Annotated in this window: 14 protein-coding genes and 1 tRNA gene; 8 read left to right on the forward strand and 7 right to left on the reverse strand. The window is 61.7% G+C overall.

Features of this window, described 5'->3' with window-relative positions; translation table 11 throughout:
• Positions 1-68: 68 nt before the first annotated feature.
• The gene (locus tag NGM99_RS02525) at positions 69-662 is read left to right on the forward strand and encodes a DUF922 domain-containing protein (protein WP_252815612.1); all 594 of its coding nucleotides are present in this window, start codon (positions 69-71) and stop codon (positions 660-662) included.
• Between the two features lie 21 nt (positions 663-683).
• Here the strand turns inward: NGM99_RS02525 and NGM99_RS02530 are convergent, their stop codons facing one another.
• The 3 genes from NGM99_RS02530 to NGM99_RS02540 all read right to left on the reverse strand — a co-directional run bounded on the left by NGM99_RS02530 (position 684) and on the right by NGM99_RS02540 (position 2,898).
• Positions 684-2,186: an AMP nucleosidase gene (locus NGM99_RS02530; RefSeq protein ID WP_252815614.1), complete on the reverse strand. Its 1,503-nt coding sequence runs from the start codon at positions 2,184-2,186 to the stop codon at positions 684-686.
• A 50-nt stretch (positions 2,187-2,236) separates the two neighbouring features.
• Positions 2,237-2,407, reverse strand: coding sequence for a hypothetical protein (locus NGM99_RS02535; RefSeq protein ID WP_252815616.1), 171 nt, complete (start codon positions 2,405-2,407; stop codon positions 2,237-2,239).
• A 149-nt stretch (positions 2,408-2,556) separates the two neighbouring features.
• A complete protein-coding gene (locus NGM99_RS02540) occupies positions 2,557-2,898 on the reverse strand; it encodes a DUF2147 domain-containing protein (protein WP_252815618.1) in 342 nt (113 codons plus the stop codon).
• A gap of 325 nt (positions 2,899-3,223) precedes the next feature.
• Between NGM99_RS02540 and NGM99_RS02545 the strand changes: the two genes are divergently transcribed.
• On the forward strand, positions 3,224-3,490 hold the full coding sequence (locus NGM99_RS02545) for an SEL1-like repeat protein (RefSeq protein ID WP_252815619.1): 267 nt from the start codon (positions 3,224-3,226) through the stop codon (positions 3,488-3,490).
• 187 nt (positions 3,491-3,677) lie between these two features.
• Here the strand turns inward: NGM99_RS02545 and NGM99_RS02550 are convergent, their stop codons facing one another.
• Positions 3,678-3,962, reverse strand: a complete 285-nt coding sequence (locus tag NGM99_RS02550; RefSeq protein ID WP_252815621.1) for a hypothetical protein — start codon at positions 3,960-3,962, stop codon at positions 3,678-3,680.
• A gap of 305 nt (positions 3,963-4,267) precedes the next feature.
• Between NGM99_RS02550 and NGM99_RS02555 the strand changes: the two genes are divergently transcribed.
• Together NGM99_RS02555 and NGM99_RS02560 are read left to right on the forward strand one after the other, a co-directional pair.
• Positions 4,268-4,357: transfer RNA gene (locus tag NGM99_RS02555), tRNA-Ser, on the forward strand.
• A 462-nt stretch (positions 4,358-4,819) separates the two neighbouring features.
• Complete coding sequence (locus NGM99_RS02560) at positions 4,820-5,971, forward strand: porin (protein WP_252815623.1); 1,152 nt, start codon at positions 4,820-4,822, stop codon at positions 5,969-5,971.
• A 416-nt stretch (positions 5,972-6,387) separates the two neighbouring features.
• Here NGM99_RS02560 and NGM99_RS02565 read toward each other — a convergent pair whose 3' ends face one another.
• Positions 6,388-8,415 carry a lytic transglycosylase domain-containing protein gene (locus NGM99_RS02565; protein ID WP_252815625.1) on the reverse strand — a complete coding sequence of 676 codons (2,028 nt, stop codon included), beginning with the start codon at positions 8,413-8,415 and terminating at the stop codon, positions 6,388-6,390.
• A gap of 230 nt (positions 8,416-8,645) precedes the next feature.
• Between NGM99_RS02565 and dapA the strand changes: the two genes are divergently transcribed.
• A complete protein-coding gene (dapA, locus tag NGM99_RS02570) occupies positions 8,646-9,527 on the forward strand; it encodes a 4-hydroxy-tetrahydrodipicolinate synthase (protein ID WP_252815627.1) in 882 nt (293 codons plus the stop codon).
• Positions 9,528-9,553: 26 nt separating this feature from the next.
• Entirely contained in the window at positions 9,554-10,027 is a 474-nt protein-coding gene (gene smpB, locus NGM99_RS02575) for an SsrA-binding protein SmpB (RefSeq protein ID WP_252815628.1), read from the forward strand.
• Here the strand turns inward: smpB and NGM99_RS02580 are convergent.
• Together NGM99_RS02580 and NGM99_RS02585 are read right to left on the reverse strand one after the other, a co-directional pair.
• Positions 10,024-10,686 carry a uracil-DNA glycosylase gene (locus tag NGM99_RS02580; RefSeq protein ID WP_252815629.1) on the reverse strand — a complete coding sequence of 221 codons (663 nt, stop codon included), beginning with the start codon at positions 10,684-10,686 and terminating at the stop codon, positions 10,024-10,026. The genes smpB and NGM99_RS02580 overlap by 4 nt on opposite strands.
• Entirely contained in the window at positions 10,683-11,270 is a 588-nt protein-coding gene (locus NGM99_RS02585) for a LabA-like NYN domain-containing protein (RefSeq protein WP_252815630.1), read from the reverse strand. Before NGM99_RS02585 ends, NGM99_RS02580 begins: the two co-directional genes overlap by 4 nt.
• Positions 11,271-11,467: 197 nt before the next feature.
• Here NGM99_RS02585 and rpoZ point away from each other — a divergent pair, with 197 nt between their 5' ends.
• Both rpoZ and NGM99_RS02595 read left to right on the forward strand, forming a co-directional pair.
• Entirely contained in the window at positions 11,468-11,860 is a 393-nt protein-coding gene (rpoZ, locus tag NGM99_RS02590; protein WP_252815631.1) for a DNA-directed RNA polymerase subunit omega, read from the forward strand.
• A gap of 170 nt (positions 11,861-12,030) precedes the next feature.
• A complete protein-coding gene (locus NGM99_RS02595; RefSeq protein ID WP_252815632.1) occupies positions 12,031-14,274 on the forward strand; it encodes a RelA/SpoT family protein in 2,244 nt (747 codons plus the stop codon).
• The last annotated feature ends 8 nt before the right edge of the window (positions 14,275-14,282 follow it).

Raw genomic sequence — 14,282 nt, forward strand, 5'->3', positions numbered from 1 at the left:
GTTGTCACATGCTTGCCAGCAAAGCACCTCTATGATCCTCTTGCTTCAAAAGAACCAAGGGGACTTCAATGAACAAAGTTGCGCTGGCAGTGGCGCTGGGGGCGGGTGTTGTTCTGGCCGCTCCCGCTCAGGCCGACACCAAAGTCGAAACCAAGACGAAGACCTATAGTATCTCCGGCAAGACCGGTGAGGCTCTGGTCGCGGCGATGGATCGCAAGGGACCACGCCAAGGTTTCACCACCCGCGCCATCGCACAGACCAAGTATACCGTCGGCTGGAAGTTCGAGTGGGAGACCCGGAACGGATCATGCCGCCTGGCGAAGGCCGATGGCCTTCTCAACATGACCTATACCTACCCGAAGATCGCCAACGATGTTTCGCCCGACCTGCAGCGTCGCTGGTCGAAGTTCTTTTCCGGCGTGAAGACGCATGAGGAGCATCATGGCGCGCTTGCGCAGCAGATGATGCGCACAGCCGAGAAATCCCTGATCGGTCTGTCGAGCCGGGACGACCCGAAATGCAAGAAGACCCTCGCTGCCGCCCAGCGCAAGATCAGCGCCGTCTATGCAAAATATGAGGCGCAGCAGGTCCGCTTCGACAAGGTCGAACATCGGGAAGGCGGCAATGTGCACCACCTGATCGGCGGACTGGTCCGCGACTAGCGCGGGCCTTCCGTTACCCGTTTATTGGAAAGCGGTTTCTGAGAAGGAGCGCAGCTTGCGCGAGTGCAACCGCTCCGGCGGCATCTCGGCCAGTTTCTCGACGGCGCGGATGCCGATCGCGAGATGCTGGTTGACCTGCCGCTTGTAGAAGTCGGTCGCCATGCCCGGCAGCTTCAGTTCCCCATGCAACGGCTTGTCGGACACGCAGAGAAGCGTCCCGTAGGGCACCCGGAAGCGGAAGCCGTTGGCCGCGATCGTGGCCGACTCCATGTCGAGCGCGATGGCGCGTGACTGCGAAAGCCGCTGCACCGGTCCGCGCTGCTCGCGCAGCTCCCAGTTCCGGTTGTCGATGGTCGCCACCGTACCCGTGCGCATGATGCGCTTGAGATCGTAGCCCGACAGCCCGGTGATTTCCGCCACCGCCTCCTGAAGCGCCACCTGAACCTCGGCCAGAGGCGGGATCGGCACCCACACGGGCAGGTCGTCATCCAGCACGTGGTCTTCACGCACATAGGCATGCGCCAGCACATAGTCGCCGAGCGCCTGCGTGTTCCGCAAACCGGCGCAGTGACCAAGCATCAGCCACGCATGCGGACGCAGCACCGCGATATGGTCGGTGATGGTCTTCGCGTTGGAGGGGCCGACGCCGATATTGACCATGGTGATGCCGCCCGAATCCGGCTTCACGAGGTGATAGGCCGGCATCTGAGGCATGCGCCCCGGCGTGGCCCCCTGTTCGGGACGCGTGCTGCCGGCCTGTGTGATCATGTTGCCGGGCTCGATGAAGGCCGAGTAGCCCTTGCCGCCCTCTGCCATCAGGTCGCGTGCGTAAAGGCAGAACTCGTCGATATAGAAGCCGTAATTGGTGAACAGCACGAAGTTCTGGAAATGCTTCGGGCTGGTCGCGGTGTAGTGGCTGAGGCGATGCAGGGAATAATCGATGCGCTGCGCGGTGAATGGCGCCAGGGGCATCGGCTCGCCCGCCATCGCTTCGAACGTGCCGTTGGCGATATGGTCGTCGGTGCCCTTGAGATCCGGCACATCGAAGATGTCACGCAGTGGCCGGTCGAGCCGCTCCGCGATCGCGCCATCGACCGATGCGCCTTCCAGGAAGGCGAAATGCAGCGGAATCGGCGTTTCCGATTCGCTGACGGTGATCGAGACGCCATGGTTGCGCATGATCAGCCGAAGCTGGTCGAGCAGGTAATTCTCGAAGAGGTCCGGCCGCGTGACCGTCGTCGCATAGATACCGGGCGCCGGCATGTGGCCATAGGCAAGACGCGAATCGACATTGGTATAGGAAACGCTTGCGACGCTGACTTCGGGGTAGAACGCGCGAAACCGCCGATGCGGCTGCGCCCCGTCCCGCAACGACTCGAACGCATCGCGCAAGAAGCCGGTGTTGCGATCATAGAGAGCCTTCAGCGCAGCGACGGCTTCTGCCGCATCGGTGAAGGTCTGGCGGGGGAAAGTCTCGGGTGTGACGATCGTTTCGATCGCTGTCGGATAAATACGCTTGTCCATGAGCCTTTATAAAGAAGCTCCGTGACAGCCGCGAGAGGGTCGGAGCGTTTTCAGGTCAGAGGCGTGCGCTTGACGCAATCGCCCGGCAGGCGGCTTTCACATGTTACCTCGCCCACCACCCAATGGTGCCGGCTGCGCGCATTGCGTTCGACGATCATCGACAAGGCGACACCGAAGAGCGCGGTGATCAAGCAGACGATGGTGAAGCGACGGGCGAGCATGGTTCGATCCGCTGAGAACGACGCCACTTTCTCGCCACGGAACTGAACTCGCTCTGATTCCCTCGTTCATCTGGCGTTCATGTTGTGGCCGCAGGCGAGGCTCGTAGCGACTTGCCCGCCTCGCAAACCAGACCGCTGGCAAGCTCGCCTCAGAGCCGTGACCAGTTCTCGTTTCGGCAGATGAGCCCACCGAGCACGCAGCCGCCCAGCTTCAGGTTGTTTCCGCTCAGGCTGGCTTTGCCGGAATAGGTCTTGTCGTTGGTCGGATCGGTGATTTCGCCCGCATAGGCGTTCTCACCGCTCGTCGAGAATGTGCCGATCTTCTTGCCGGCATGCTTGCCACTCTTGAGCACGATGCAAAACGCGCCGCCGCAGCTCGCGATGGCGGCCGTCGCGCCGCTCGTGGTGCGCCAGTTTCCTTCGATCGGGTCGGCATGGGCGAATGTCGCGGAAAGCAGCAGTCCGGCGGCGAGGGTGAAGATACGGGTCATGATGGTTCTCCTCCAGATCCGGCAACAGGCTAAAGCGGATCAGGCCCGCTTGGAAGAAGTCGCCTCCGCGAAAACACGGTAAGCGCGGCGTAAACGGCGGCACCAAGCATTCGAGGCGAATTTTACTCGAAGTCTAAGGTGAGCAAGGGGTGCGGTGCTTAACGAAAACTGAGCTTAACCTCCGCTTCATTGTTTGTTTTCAGTGAGTTAAGCACGGCGTTTAAGCCGGTGTTCAACCCGGTCGGGCATTCTCTGCCTATCGGAAACATCAGACTGCCAAGCAAAAAGGCGGCGGGTTTCCCGAGACAGGACAGGGAAAACAGCAATGGCACGTTTCGAAATTCTCGGACTTGATCACGGCGCTTCCGGCTCGGTCGCGCAAGCCGATATCCTGCTCGAACTGGGCATGATGTATGCGACGGGGCGCGACTGCGCGGTCGATCTCGTCTCGGCCCACAAATGGTTCAACATCGCCGCCATCAAGGGATCGTCCCGCGCAGCGGAACTCCGGGCTGAACTGTCGGCGACCATGAACAAGGGCGACATCGCCCGCGCTCTTAAAGAAGCACGCGACTGGATGACCGTTCACTAAGCTCAAGACGTGGGCTCGGAACTCCGGGCCGAGCGATCAGACCCATGGAACTCGTGAGGCGCGAGCAACCATGCGGCAATGCCGGGAAGAGGCTCCAAACTCTCTGGCAGGATAGATGAGATCGAAGCGAACAAACGAAAACGGCGGGCCTAGGCCCGCCGCATGGGAACTGTCTGCGGAGCAGAAGTTACATCTTGTTGTTTGCGGCGTTGAACGCGTCGCAGAAATTCGAATGTTGGGTGTTGGTGTTCTTGCATTCGTTGGAGATGGCTTCGCGGTCCTCCGACTTCAGGTTCTGCATGGCGGCCGAGAACTCGTCACCGGTCTTCATCGTCTTCATCTCAGAGTCGCTGTAGAACGAGCCCATCATCGTGGCGTCGTCCAGGCGCGGCGAACCGGTGGAGGATTGAGCGAAAGCGCTGCCGGAGATCGCAATGGCGACCGCGGCAATGGAGAGCATTTTGAGCTTCATGGCGATTCCTTCCTACATCCATTCTTGAACGATCGGCTTTGTCGCGATCGACAAACGAACGTGGGCTGAGAATCAAAGTTCCTCGACGTCGGTGTTCGTCGAACAAGTTTCCGCTTAGCGTCCGAATATTAGGATCGACACCTCGGCGCGCCCATTTTGGATCTCGTTGCGCCGACTGGTCAAAGCAGAAGGGATTCAGTCCTTTCGCATGCCCCTCCGTCACGCCTCGATCGAGAGCGAACGAAAACGAATCCTTGCAATGGCGGCTTGTGTCGCGCCCTCTTTGCGTTTAGCAGGGTGCCACCGGAGAGGTGGCCGAGTGGTCGAAGGCGCGCCCCTGCTAAGGGCGTAGAGGTGCAAGCTTCTCGAGGGTTCGAATCCCTTCCTCTCCGCCACGCAGCACAATCTCCTTCCAGTCATATCGCGATGATGCCCGAGCCGTTCGGCTGAGCGCCGGCTACGCTTAAGGATTCGTCGTGGCTCCGGCGCGATGGCTGTCTAATTGCGCAGTGCAATATCCGGGTGGCAGCACGATCGATGCGCTTCTTGTGGGTTGTTCTGGCTCGTTCCTTGGCTCCGGAGGCTGAAGCTTGAGCCAAACTTGCTTTAAATCTTAATGCTTTCCTAAGCCCTTCGCGAAAACGTGGCTTTTGCGCAACACGGATTTTCCAACCCCCCTCTGAGGGCCCCCCGAACGGTTGATTGCGATTGAACCGGCCAACCGCGCTGGTAAGTGTGGATCACGAAAGAGGGGCGGTGGCCCGCATCTTTTTCGAGAAGGGGATGGGGCAGGGAAAGCTGTCCTTCAGCAAGTGAAATCCCAGACCCGCTTTGAAACTTTGACTGGAGGTCAGAAAATGAACATCAAGAGCCTGCTCCTCGGCTCAGCTGCAGCTCTGGTTGCAGTTTCGGGTGCGCGCGCTGCTGACGCAGTGGTCGTGGCCGAGCCGGAGCCCATGGAATACGTTCGCGTTTGCGACGTTTACGGCACCGGTTACTTCTACATCCCCGGCACCGAGACCTGCCTGCGCGTCGGCGGCTATGTCCGTTTCGACATCAACGGCGGTGACCTGCTCGCTGGCCAGAGCGACACCTACAACACCAACGCCCGCTTCTCGCTCCAGGTTTCGACCGCTTCGGAGACCGAGCTCGGCACGCTGCGCACCTACGTTGAGACGCGTTTCAACTACGGCAACGGCGGCAACGACTCGGCCGGCATCCGCTTCAACGCTGCTGATCCGTTCGATGCGACCGACGACACGGGCGTTTCGCTCAACTTCGCCTGGATCCAGCTCGGTGGCTTCCGCGTCGGTAAGGACGAGTCGCTCTTCACCACGTTCCCCGGCTACGCTGGCAACGTGATCAAGGACGACCAGGTCGTTCCGTTCGGCCCGTATGACACGAACCTCATCTCCTACACCGCCGATTTCGGCAACGGCTTCTCGGCTGCAGTGTCGGTTGAAGAAGGCAATGGTTCGGACGAGATCGACTCCTACGTTCCGCACGTGGTTGGTGGTCTGAAGTACACCGGCGGCTGGGGTGGCATCACCGGCGTCGCCGCTTACGACGCCAACAACGAAGAATTCGCTGGCAAGGTCCGCGTTGACTTCACCGTCAACGACGCCTTCTCGCTCTTCGTGATGGGCGGCTACAAGACCGACGACGGCGACGTGGAAGGCGATCAGTTCGACTTCAACGACGGCTCGAACTTCTACGGCAACTGGCGTGGTGGTGACGACGATCAGGCTAACGGCGGTGACGGCTTCGCTGTCTGGGCTGGCGCTTCCTACGTCCTGACCCCGCAGGCCACGATCAACGGCCAGGTCTCGTATGACGAAGGCGAAGCCTTCCAGGCCAACCTGAACGTGTCGTACGAAGTCGTTCCGGGCTTCAAGATCACGCCTGAAGTCGTGTACGCCAACTACGGCAGCGACACCGACCCGCGTCGTGGCAGCAGCGACGACGACAACGAGTTCGGTGGCGTTCTCCGCTTCCAGCGCTCGTTCTAATCGAACGTTCGTTTAAAACAGAAAGCCCGGTGAGCAATCACCGGGCTTTTTGCTTTTGTGAGGATGATGTGCCTGACTGAAAACTGTTCGCCGAGCCGAGTGGCGGCGTGTTGTGTTCTTTCGAGCAAGCAGTGAGGGCGAGCGGCCAGCCGGCTCTCGTCGCCCACGCTAAGGTGGCCGGTCGTGATCGGCGCTCCGGCAACCTCAACAGCGTATATATCTCTCGAGAATCGAGCGCGCCGAGCGACCGTGATGGGTCGATGGCTTCAACTATTCTGTGGCTGAGTTGTCGGCAGTCATGCCCTCGATGACGGACGGGACTCATTCTTGGGACAGTCTCGACATCGAAAGCCCGACTATTCCCTTGATCGACAAGAAGCCGGTGGCCATTGGCAGATTCTGGCTTCCAGCCTCCGTTAGCCTTGTCGCCCCGAAACGAGATCTCGGCCGATATCCGCCTTGCCGGTCAGCTGCAATTTGTAGACCTGATAGTTTTCCATCACGCGCTGCACGTAAGCGCGCGTTTCTCCGTAGGGAATCCGCTCGATCCAATCCACGATCGCATCCAGATCTTGGCCGCGCGGATCGCCATACTTTCGAAGCCACCCGCGAACACGGCCGGGGCCGGCATTGTAGCTGGCGAAGGTGAGAATATAGGAGCCGCCGAAACGATCGAGTTGCTCCTGCAGGTATGCCGCGCCCAATGTCGCGTTGTAGCTCGGATCGGTCGTCAGGCGTGCCACCGCGAAAGGCAGGCCGGCCTTCAGCGCCACCTGTTTGGCCGTACTCGGCATGAGCTGAAGCAGCCCCTGTGCGCCGGCACCCGAAACGGCACCCGTGTTGAACTCGCTTTCCTGCCGCGCGATGGCGTAGGCCAAGGCCTTGCCCGCTGCCGTCACATCGGCGGTTTCAGGAATGGCACCGAGCGGGTGGGTGAGGGCACCGATCTCGAGGCCGCGTGCGGCACCGGCCTTGGCGATTCGCAAACCAAGGAAGTGATTACCCTCGCTTTCCGCCATGCCGGCGAGCAGCGCCAGATCGTTCGGATTCCCGATCTCGTCCGCCAGCCCGCGATAGAGCGCGTTCGCTAGCCGTGCTGAGCCGGCACTTTGAAGCCGCTCGATGGCACGGACGGGATCACGCTGTGAAAACTTTGAACGCTCTTCCGCGGATGGCGAGAGTGAGGGAAGCGCCGAGGGGCCCGTGCCAAGCTTCTCTGCTGCCAGCTGCCCGTAGAAGGTCGTGCCGAAGCCGGCGGCGCGCCGGTAGAGTTCGGTGCTGGTCGTGCTCCCGCTCGCCTCGGCTGCGCGTCCCATCCAGTAATAGGCGCGCGACAGGGAAATAGCGCCCGAGACGTTCGGCGCGATCCGCTCGAAATGGGTGGCCGCGAGTTTCGCGTCGTGAAGCCCGCGCAGCGCGTACCAGCCGGCATGAAACTCGGCGTCCGCAATATTGGCAGGGCTCTCGGCGGCATGAACGGCAACGAGACGGTAGGCCGTTTTGAAATCGCCGAGATCGACCAGTTCGCGCGAAAGCACCCGGCGTTCGATCCACCATGCATCGGGATCGACCAGGGCCGCAACGTCGGTCGGCGCCTGAAGCATCACCTGCGCGGCCGCTTCGTCCTTTCCCTGGCGACGCAAAAGCCGCGCCTTGGCGAACATGAACCCCGCGCCGCGTTGCGCGACAGGCACCGCGTCGAGCAGGGCGGATGCGTTCCTGTCGCTGCGCAGCACCGCGCCCCACGCCTCGGCGAGTGGCTCCGCATCGGCAAGCGAGGCGACGCGCAGGGCAGAATTGACGCGCTCCGCATAAAGCATGCGCTCCAAGCGCAGTCGATGATCGATCGGCTGAAGGACCGCGCCGAATTCCTTGAGGATCTGCGCTTCCTGTGGTGCTTCGAGCTTCGCGGTGCGCCAGTATGGCGAGAGCAGTTTTCGCGCCTGATCGGCTTTGCCGAGCGTCAAATAGGCGCGAGTCAGAAGAATCGTGCCCTCGTAAGTCTCAGGCTTTGTCGCGCCCAGAGTGGCGACCACATATGCGGCGTCGGGGCGTTCGCGAAAAAGCGCACGCTCGCTGTTGCGCTTGAACGTATCGGCACCCGGCCAGTCCGGCAGGCTCCGCGCCGCGTCCGCGATCACGCTGCTCGGCGCATTGCGCCCACCATAGGCAATGGCCCAGGTCAGGATTTTGCGGTCGAGCGCGTTCTTCCCCATCGCATCGCGTGCACTGAGCGCGTCGCCTACGCGGCCGGCGGCCAGCGCAGCGAGAGCGTCCCGCAGGGGTTCGATCGGGCCGGCCACCAAGACGGCGTCGAATGGGTTCTCGCGCGTGGGCACGCCAGAGGCAAAGCCGAGTGGCTCGACGGAGGCCACCACATAGGTGGCAGGCAGGATCAGCATGGTCGCAGCGCCCAGCGCGGCGAGCCGTCTTTTACGCAGCATTGTTCGCTTCATCTGAACCGTCCATACAGGAAACGGGAGGAAGGTCGCTTCAACAAACCGTAGGGAACCATGGTGAACGGAGGCTTAAGCCAAAATGCGACGGGCTCGTGACGGCGCTTGAACCGCCATCGACCCGCCATTATGGTGCCGCCGCTCCCTGCAGGCCGTCGGCAATGCGTGGGCCCCAACTTCGCGCTCGCGATGCCGCGCACCCCAAGGATTGCTTCCGCATGTTTCGAGGATCGATCACCGCACTTGTCACCCCGTTCGCCGCGGATGGTTCGGTGGATGAGGACGCGTTTCGCGCTTATGTCGAATGGCAGATCGGCGAAGGCACGAACGGCTTCGTGCCGGTCGGCACCACCGGCGAGTCGCCCACGCTCAGTCATGAAGAGCACGCCCGCGTCGTGAAGGCCTGCGTCGAAACGGCGAAGGGCCGCGTTCCGGTGATCGCGGGGGCGGGCTCGAACAACACGATCGAAGCCGTCAGCCTCGCCCGTCATGCCGAAGAAGTCGGCGCGGATGCCGTTCTGGTCGTCACCCCTTACTACAACAAGCCGACCCAGCGCGGCCTCTACGAGCACTTCGCCGCTGTGGCCAAGGCCGTGAAGCTGCCGATCGTGATCTACAACATTCCCGGCCGCTCGGTGATCGACATGCTGCCCGAAACCATGGGCCGCCTTGCCAAGGATTTTTCGAATATCGTCGGCGTGAAGGATTCGACCGGCAAGGTCGAGCGCGTCTCCGAACAGCGCATCACCTGCGGCCACGACTTCATCCAGCTGTCGGGCGAGGATGCTTCCGCGCTCGGCTTCAATGCCCATGGCGGACAGGGGGCAATCTCGGTGACCTCCAACGTCGCCCCGCGTCTTTGTGCCGAGTTCCAGCAAGCCTCGCTTTCGGGCGATCACGCCAAGGCGCTCGAGTTGCAGGACCGCTTGATGCCGCTGCACAAGGCGATCTTCATCGAGGCGGGTGTGTCGGGATCGAAATATGCGCTCGAAAAGCTTGGCAAGGTCGCGAACCGCGTGCGCTCGCCGCTGGTGACCGTCGAGAACTCCACGGCCGAGAAGATCGATGAGGCACTCGTCCATGCCGGGCTGATGAATTGAACAGGCCAGAGACCTATATCTGAGCCATGGCACCCAAGAAGGATCCCAACAACAAGACCGTGGCCGAGAACCGCAAGGCGCGCTTCGCCTATGAGGTGATCGACACGCTCGAAACCGGCCTCGTGCTCACCGGCACGGAGGTGAAGTCCCTGCGCGAGGGGCAGGCCAATATCGGCGAATCCTATGCCTCGGCCGAAGACGGCGAGATCTGGCTGATCAACTCGTACCTGCCCGAATATCTGCAGGGCAACCGCTTCAACCATGAGCCGCGCCGTCGCCGGAAGCTCCTGGTCAGCAAGCGCGAGAGGGCACGCTTGGCGCAAAGCGTCGAGCGAGAGGGCATGACCATGGTGCCGTTGAAGATCTACTTCAACGACCGTGGCCGCGCCAAGCTCCTGCTCGCCATTGCGCGAGGCAAGAAGCTGCACGACAAGCGCGAGACCGAAAAGCAGCGCGATTGGGGCCGGGAAAAGGCTCGTCTCCTAAAGGATCGCGGCTAAGCGGCTCCGTCGAGGAATGTCCTGATCTGCGCGAAAACGGCGCGGAACATGTCCGTGGTCAGCACGCCGGTATTGGTGTTGTAGCGCGAGCAGTGATAGCTGCCGAACAGCGTGATCCCGCCGATCTCGTGCCGCGAGCCATGCCCGAACTTTTCGCGCGAAACCTTTCCGCCGAGCGCGCGCACCGTCGATTGATGCGCGATCGAGCCGAGTGCCAGCACGGCACTGAGTTTCCCGAAGCGTGTGAATGCCGGTTCGAGGAATTGGCGGCATGTCGTGATTTCGGCGGGCGTCGGCTTGTTCTGCGGCGGCACGCAGCGAACGGCGTTGACGATAGCCGAACCCTTCAGCCGCAGACTGTCATCAGGGCGTGCCTCGAACACACCTGACGCGAAGCCGTATTCCAGCATGGTGCTGTAGAGAAGATCGCCCGCATAGTCTCCGGTGAAGGGACGGCCCGTACGGTTCGCACCGCGCAGACCCGGCGCCAAGCCGACGATCAGAAGCCGTACGCTTTGGTCGCCATCGGCTGTTGCCCAAAGCGGGACCGGCGCATTATGCCAGCTGGGCTCCTTCAGGCGCCACTCTTCGCGGAAGGCCACCAGCCTGGGGCATAGTGGGCAATCGCGCGAAGGCTCTCCCGCCTGCGCAGCGCTCAAGATGTGATCTCGTCAGCATCCTGCGCGACCGGCTCGGGCTTGCGCATCGGCCGTTCGGACGGGTCTCGCCCGACTTCGGATTTCAGCGAGTTGAGGTCGATGAAGTGATCGGCTTGCCGCCGCAGCTCGTCCGAGATCATCGGCGGCTGCGAGATGATGGTGGAGACCACGCTGACCTTGCGTCCCTTGCGCTGCAAGGCATCGACCAGGATGCGGAAATCGCCGTCGCCCGAAAAGATCACGTAATGATCCACGGAATCGGAGAGCTGGAGGGCGTCGATCACCAGCTCGATATCCATGTTGCCCTTGATCTTGCGACGCCCGAGCGCGTCCACGAACTCTTTCGCCGGTTTGGTCACGACCTTGTAGCCGTTATAGTCGAGCCAATCGATCAGCGGTCGGATCGAGGAATATTCCTGATCTTCCACGAGCGCGGTGTAGTAATAGGCCCTCAAAAGATAACCGCGCTTCTGGAAACTTCCGAGCAGCTTGCGATAGTCGATGTCGAACCCCAGCGCCCGCGAAGTCGCGTAAAGATTGGCTCCGTCGATGAAGAGCGCGATCTTTTCGCGGGGATCAAACATTCAAAAAACCTTCACGCGGCAATATGGAACAGAGAAGAGATCGAACTCTTCTTCGATATTGCGCGGCGGCTATGGGAAGCAAGAGGTTATCATACCATTGCGCGCATCAGCCACAGCTTCCACGCTTGTGTTAGAGAGCGTCTGACGCTATGTGAGCGGAAAATCCCAGACATTCCGATTGATGAAAGGGGCAGCCCATGGCCCGCGTCACCGTCGAAGATTGCATCGACAAGGTCAATAACCGTTTCGAGCTGGTTCTGCTCGCTGGCCATCGCGCCCGCCAGATCAGCCAGGGCGCGCAGATCACCGTGCCGCGTGACAACGACAAGAACCCAGTCGTCGCGCTGCGCGAGATTGCCGATGAATCCCTGTCGCCCGACGATCTGAAGGAAGACCTGATCCACTCGCTGCAGAAGCATGTCGAGGTGGACGAGCCGGAAGCACCCGCTGCCGAGATCGATGCGACCGCCGAGGTTGCGACGGCCGAAGTCGAGCGCGACGACGACATCGCCTTCGACCAGATGTCGGAAGAAGACCTGCTCGCCGGCATCGAAGGCCTCGTGCCGCCGGAAAAGACGGAAGACTACTAAGAGCCCGTTTGAGACTATCCTCGGCGGAGGGCCGGCGGGGAATTCTCAAAAGGTTCTCGATCGCGGCCTTCCGCGCTTCCCAGAAGCGTGGTTCGCGCCTATCTACCGACATGCGTCGTGCCGACCCGGCCGGCGCATGTTTTCGTTTATGAGAGGACTCCGCGCGCCCGATGATGCGCCAGTACGAGCTCGTGGAACGCGTCGGCCGCTACAAGGCCGATGTCAACGAAGCGCTTCTCAACAAGGCTTACGTTTATGCCATGCAGAAGCATGGCCATCAGAAGCGTGCTTCCGGCGACCCTTATTTCTCGCATCCGCTCGAGGTCGCCGCGATCCTGACCGACATGCATCTGGACGAGGCGACGATTGCCGTCGCACTCCTGCATGACACGATCGAGGACACGAGCGCCACGCGCGCCGAGATCGACGAGCTGTTTGGCGGCGACATGGGCAAGCTGGTCGAGGGGCTGACCAAGCTCAAGAAGCTTGATCTCGTTTCCAAGAAAGCCCAGCAGGCCGAGAACCTGCGCAAGCTGCTGCTCGCCATCTCGGACGATGTGCGCGTGCTGCTCGTCAAGCTCGCCGACCGTCTCCACAACATGCGCACCCTCGACCACGTGCCGCCCGAAAAGCGGCTTCGCATCGCCGAGGAAACCATGGATATCTATGCGCCGCTGGCCGGGCGCATGGGCATGCAGGGCATGCGCGAGGAGCTGGAGGAACTGTCCTTCCGCCATGTGAACCCCGACGCCTACAAGACCGTGACCTCGCGGCTGGCGGAGGTCGTCGCGCAGAACAAGGGCGTGATCGGTGACGTCGAAAAGGCACTGTGCAGCCTGTTCGAGCGCGAGGGCATCAAGGCCAAGGTCAAGGGACGTCAGAAGACGCCGTGGTCGGTCTTCCGCAAGATGGAATCCAAGGCACTCTCCTTCGAGCAGCTCTCCGACATCTTCGGGTTCCGCGTGATCGTCGACCGCGTCGAGGATTGCTACCGCGCGTTGGGTGCGGTGCATACCACGTGGTCGATGGTGCCCAACCGCTTCAAGGATTACATCTCGACGCCCAAGCAGAACGACTATCGTTCGATCCACACCACCATCGTGGGTCCCGCGCGCCAGCGTATCGAGTTGCAGATCCGCACGCTGGAAATGAACGAGATCGCCGAATACGGCGTGGCCGCGCACTCGATCTACAAGGACAAGGGATCGTCCGGCGCGAACGGCGTCGATCATGCGCTGTCCAAGGATACCAATGCCTATGCCTGGCTGCGTCGCACCATCGAGCAGTTGGCGGAAGGCGAGAACCCGGAGGACTTCCTCGAAAACACCAAGCTCGAACTGTTTCAGGACCAGGTCTTCTGCTTCACCCCCAAGGGCATGCTGATTGCACTGCCGAAAGGGGCCACGCCCATCGATTTCGCCTATGCGGTGCACACCGATGTCGGCGACACCTGCGTGGGCGTGAAGGTCAACGGCCGCATCATGCCATTGATGACCGAGCTGGAAAACGGCGACTCCGTCGAGATCATCCGTTCCAAGGCCCAGGTTCCGCCGGCCGCCTGGGAGTCGATGGTCGTCACCGCCAAGGCCCGCGCCGCCATCCGGCGCGCGACCAAGACGGCCATCCGCAAGCAATATTCGGGGCTTGGGATGCGCATCCTCGACCGCGCCTTCGAACGCGCGGGGCGCCGCTTCTCCAAGGAAGCGCTGAAGCCTGTTCTGCATCGTCTGGCGCGCAAGGATGTAGAGGACGTGATCGCCGCTGTCGGGCGCGGGGAATTGGCCTCCACCGATGTCGTCCGCGCCGTCTTCCCCGACTACAAGGAAGAGCGCGCCAAGCAGCAGGCGGCGCCCAAGGAGCGCGAGGAGGGGTGGTTCAACCTGCGCAACGCCGCCGGCATGCTGTTCCAGATACCAGGGCGTTCGAAAGGCAAGAAGTCCGAGAAGAATGGCGGCGGGAACGGCTCGGCCGTGCCCATCCGCGGCATTCGCGGCGATCTGCCGGTGCGCTTCGGACCGGAGGGGGCCGTGCCGGGCGACCGCATCGTCGGCATCATGGAGCCGGGCGTCGGCATCACCATCTACCCGATCCAGTCGCCGCTCCTGACGGAATTCGACGACCACACGGATCGCTGGATCGACGTGCGCTGGGATATCGATGAGTCGAGCGGCGAGCGCTTCCCGGCGCGTGTCGCGGTGACGGCGATCAATTCGCCGGGCTCGTTGGCCGAGATCGCTCAGGTCATTGCGTCGAACGACGCCAACATTCACAAGCTGACCATGACGCGCACGGCGCCCGACTTCACCGAGATGCAGTTCGATCTCGAAGTCTGGGGATTGAAGCACTTGAACCGTGTCATCTCCCGCCTGCGCGATGCACAGAGTGTGAGTGACGCGCGGCGCGTGAACGGGTGAGACGAGCG

This window comes from Mesorhizobium liriopis, from assembly GCF_024053505.1.
Classification (GTDB): Bacteria; Pseudomonadota; Alphaproteobacteria; order Rhizobiales; family Rhizobiaceae; genus Mesorhizobium_B; species Mesorhizobium_B liriopis.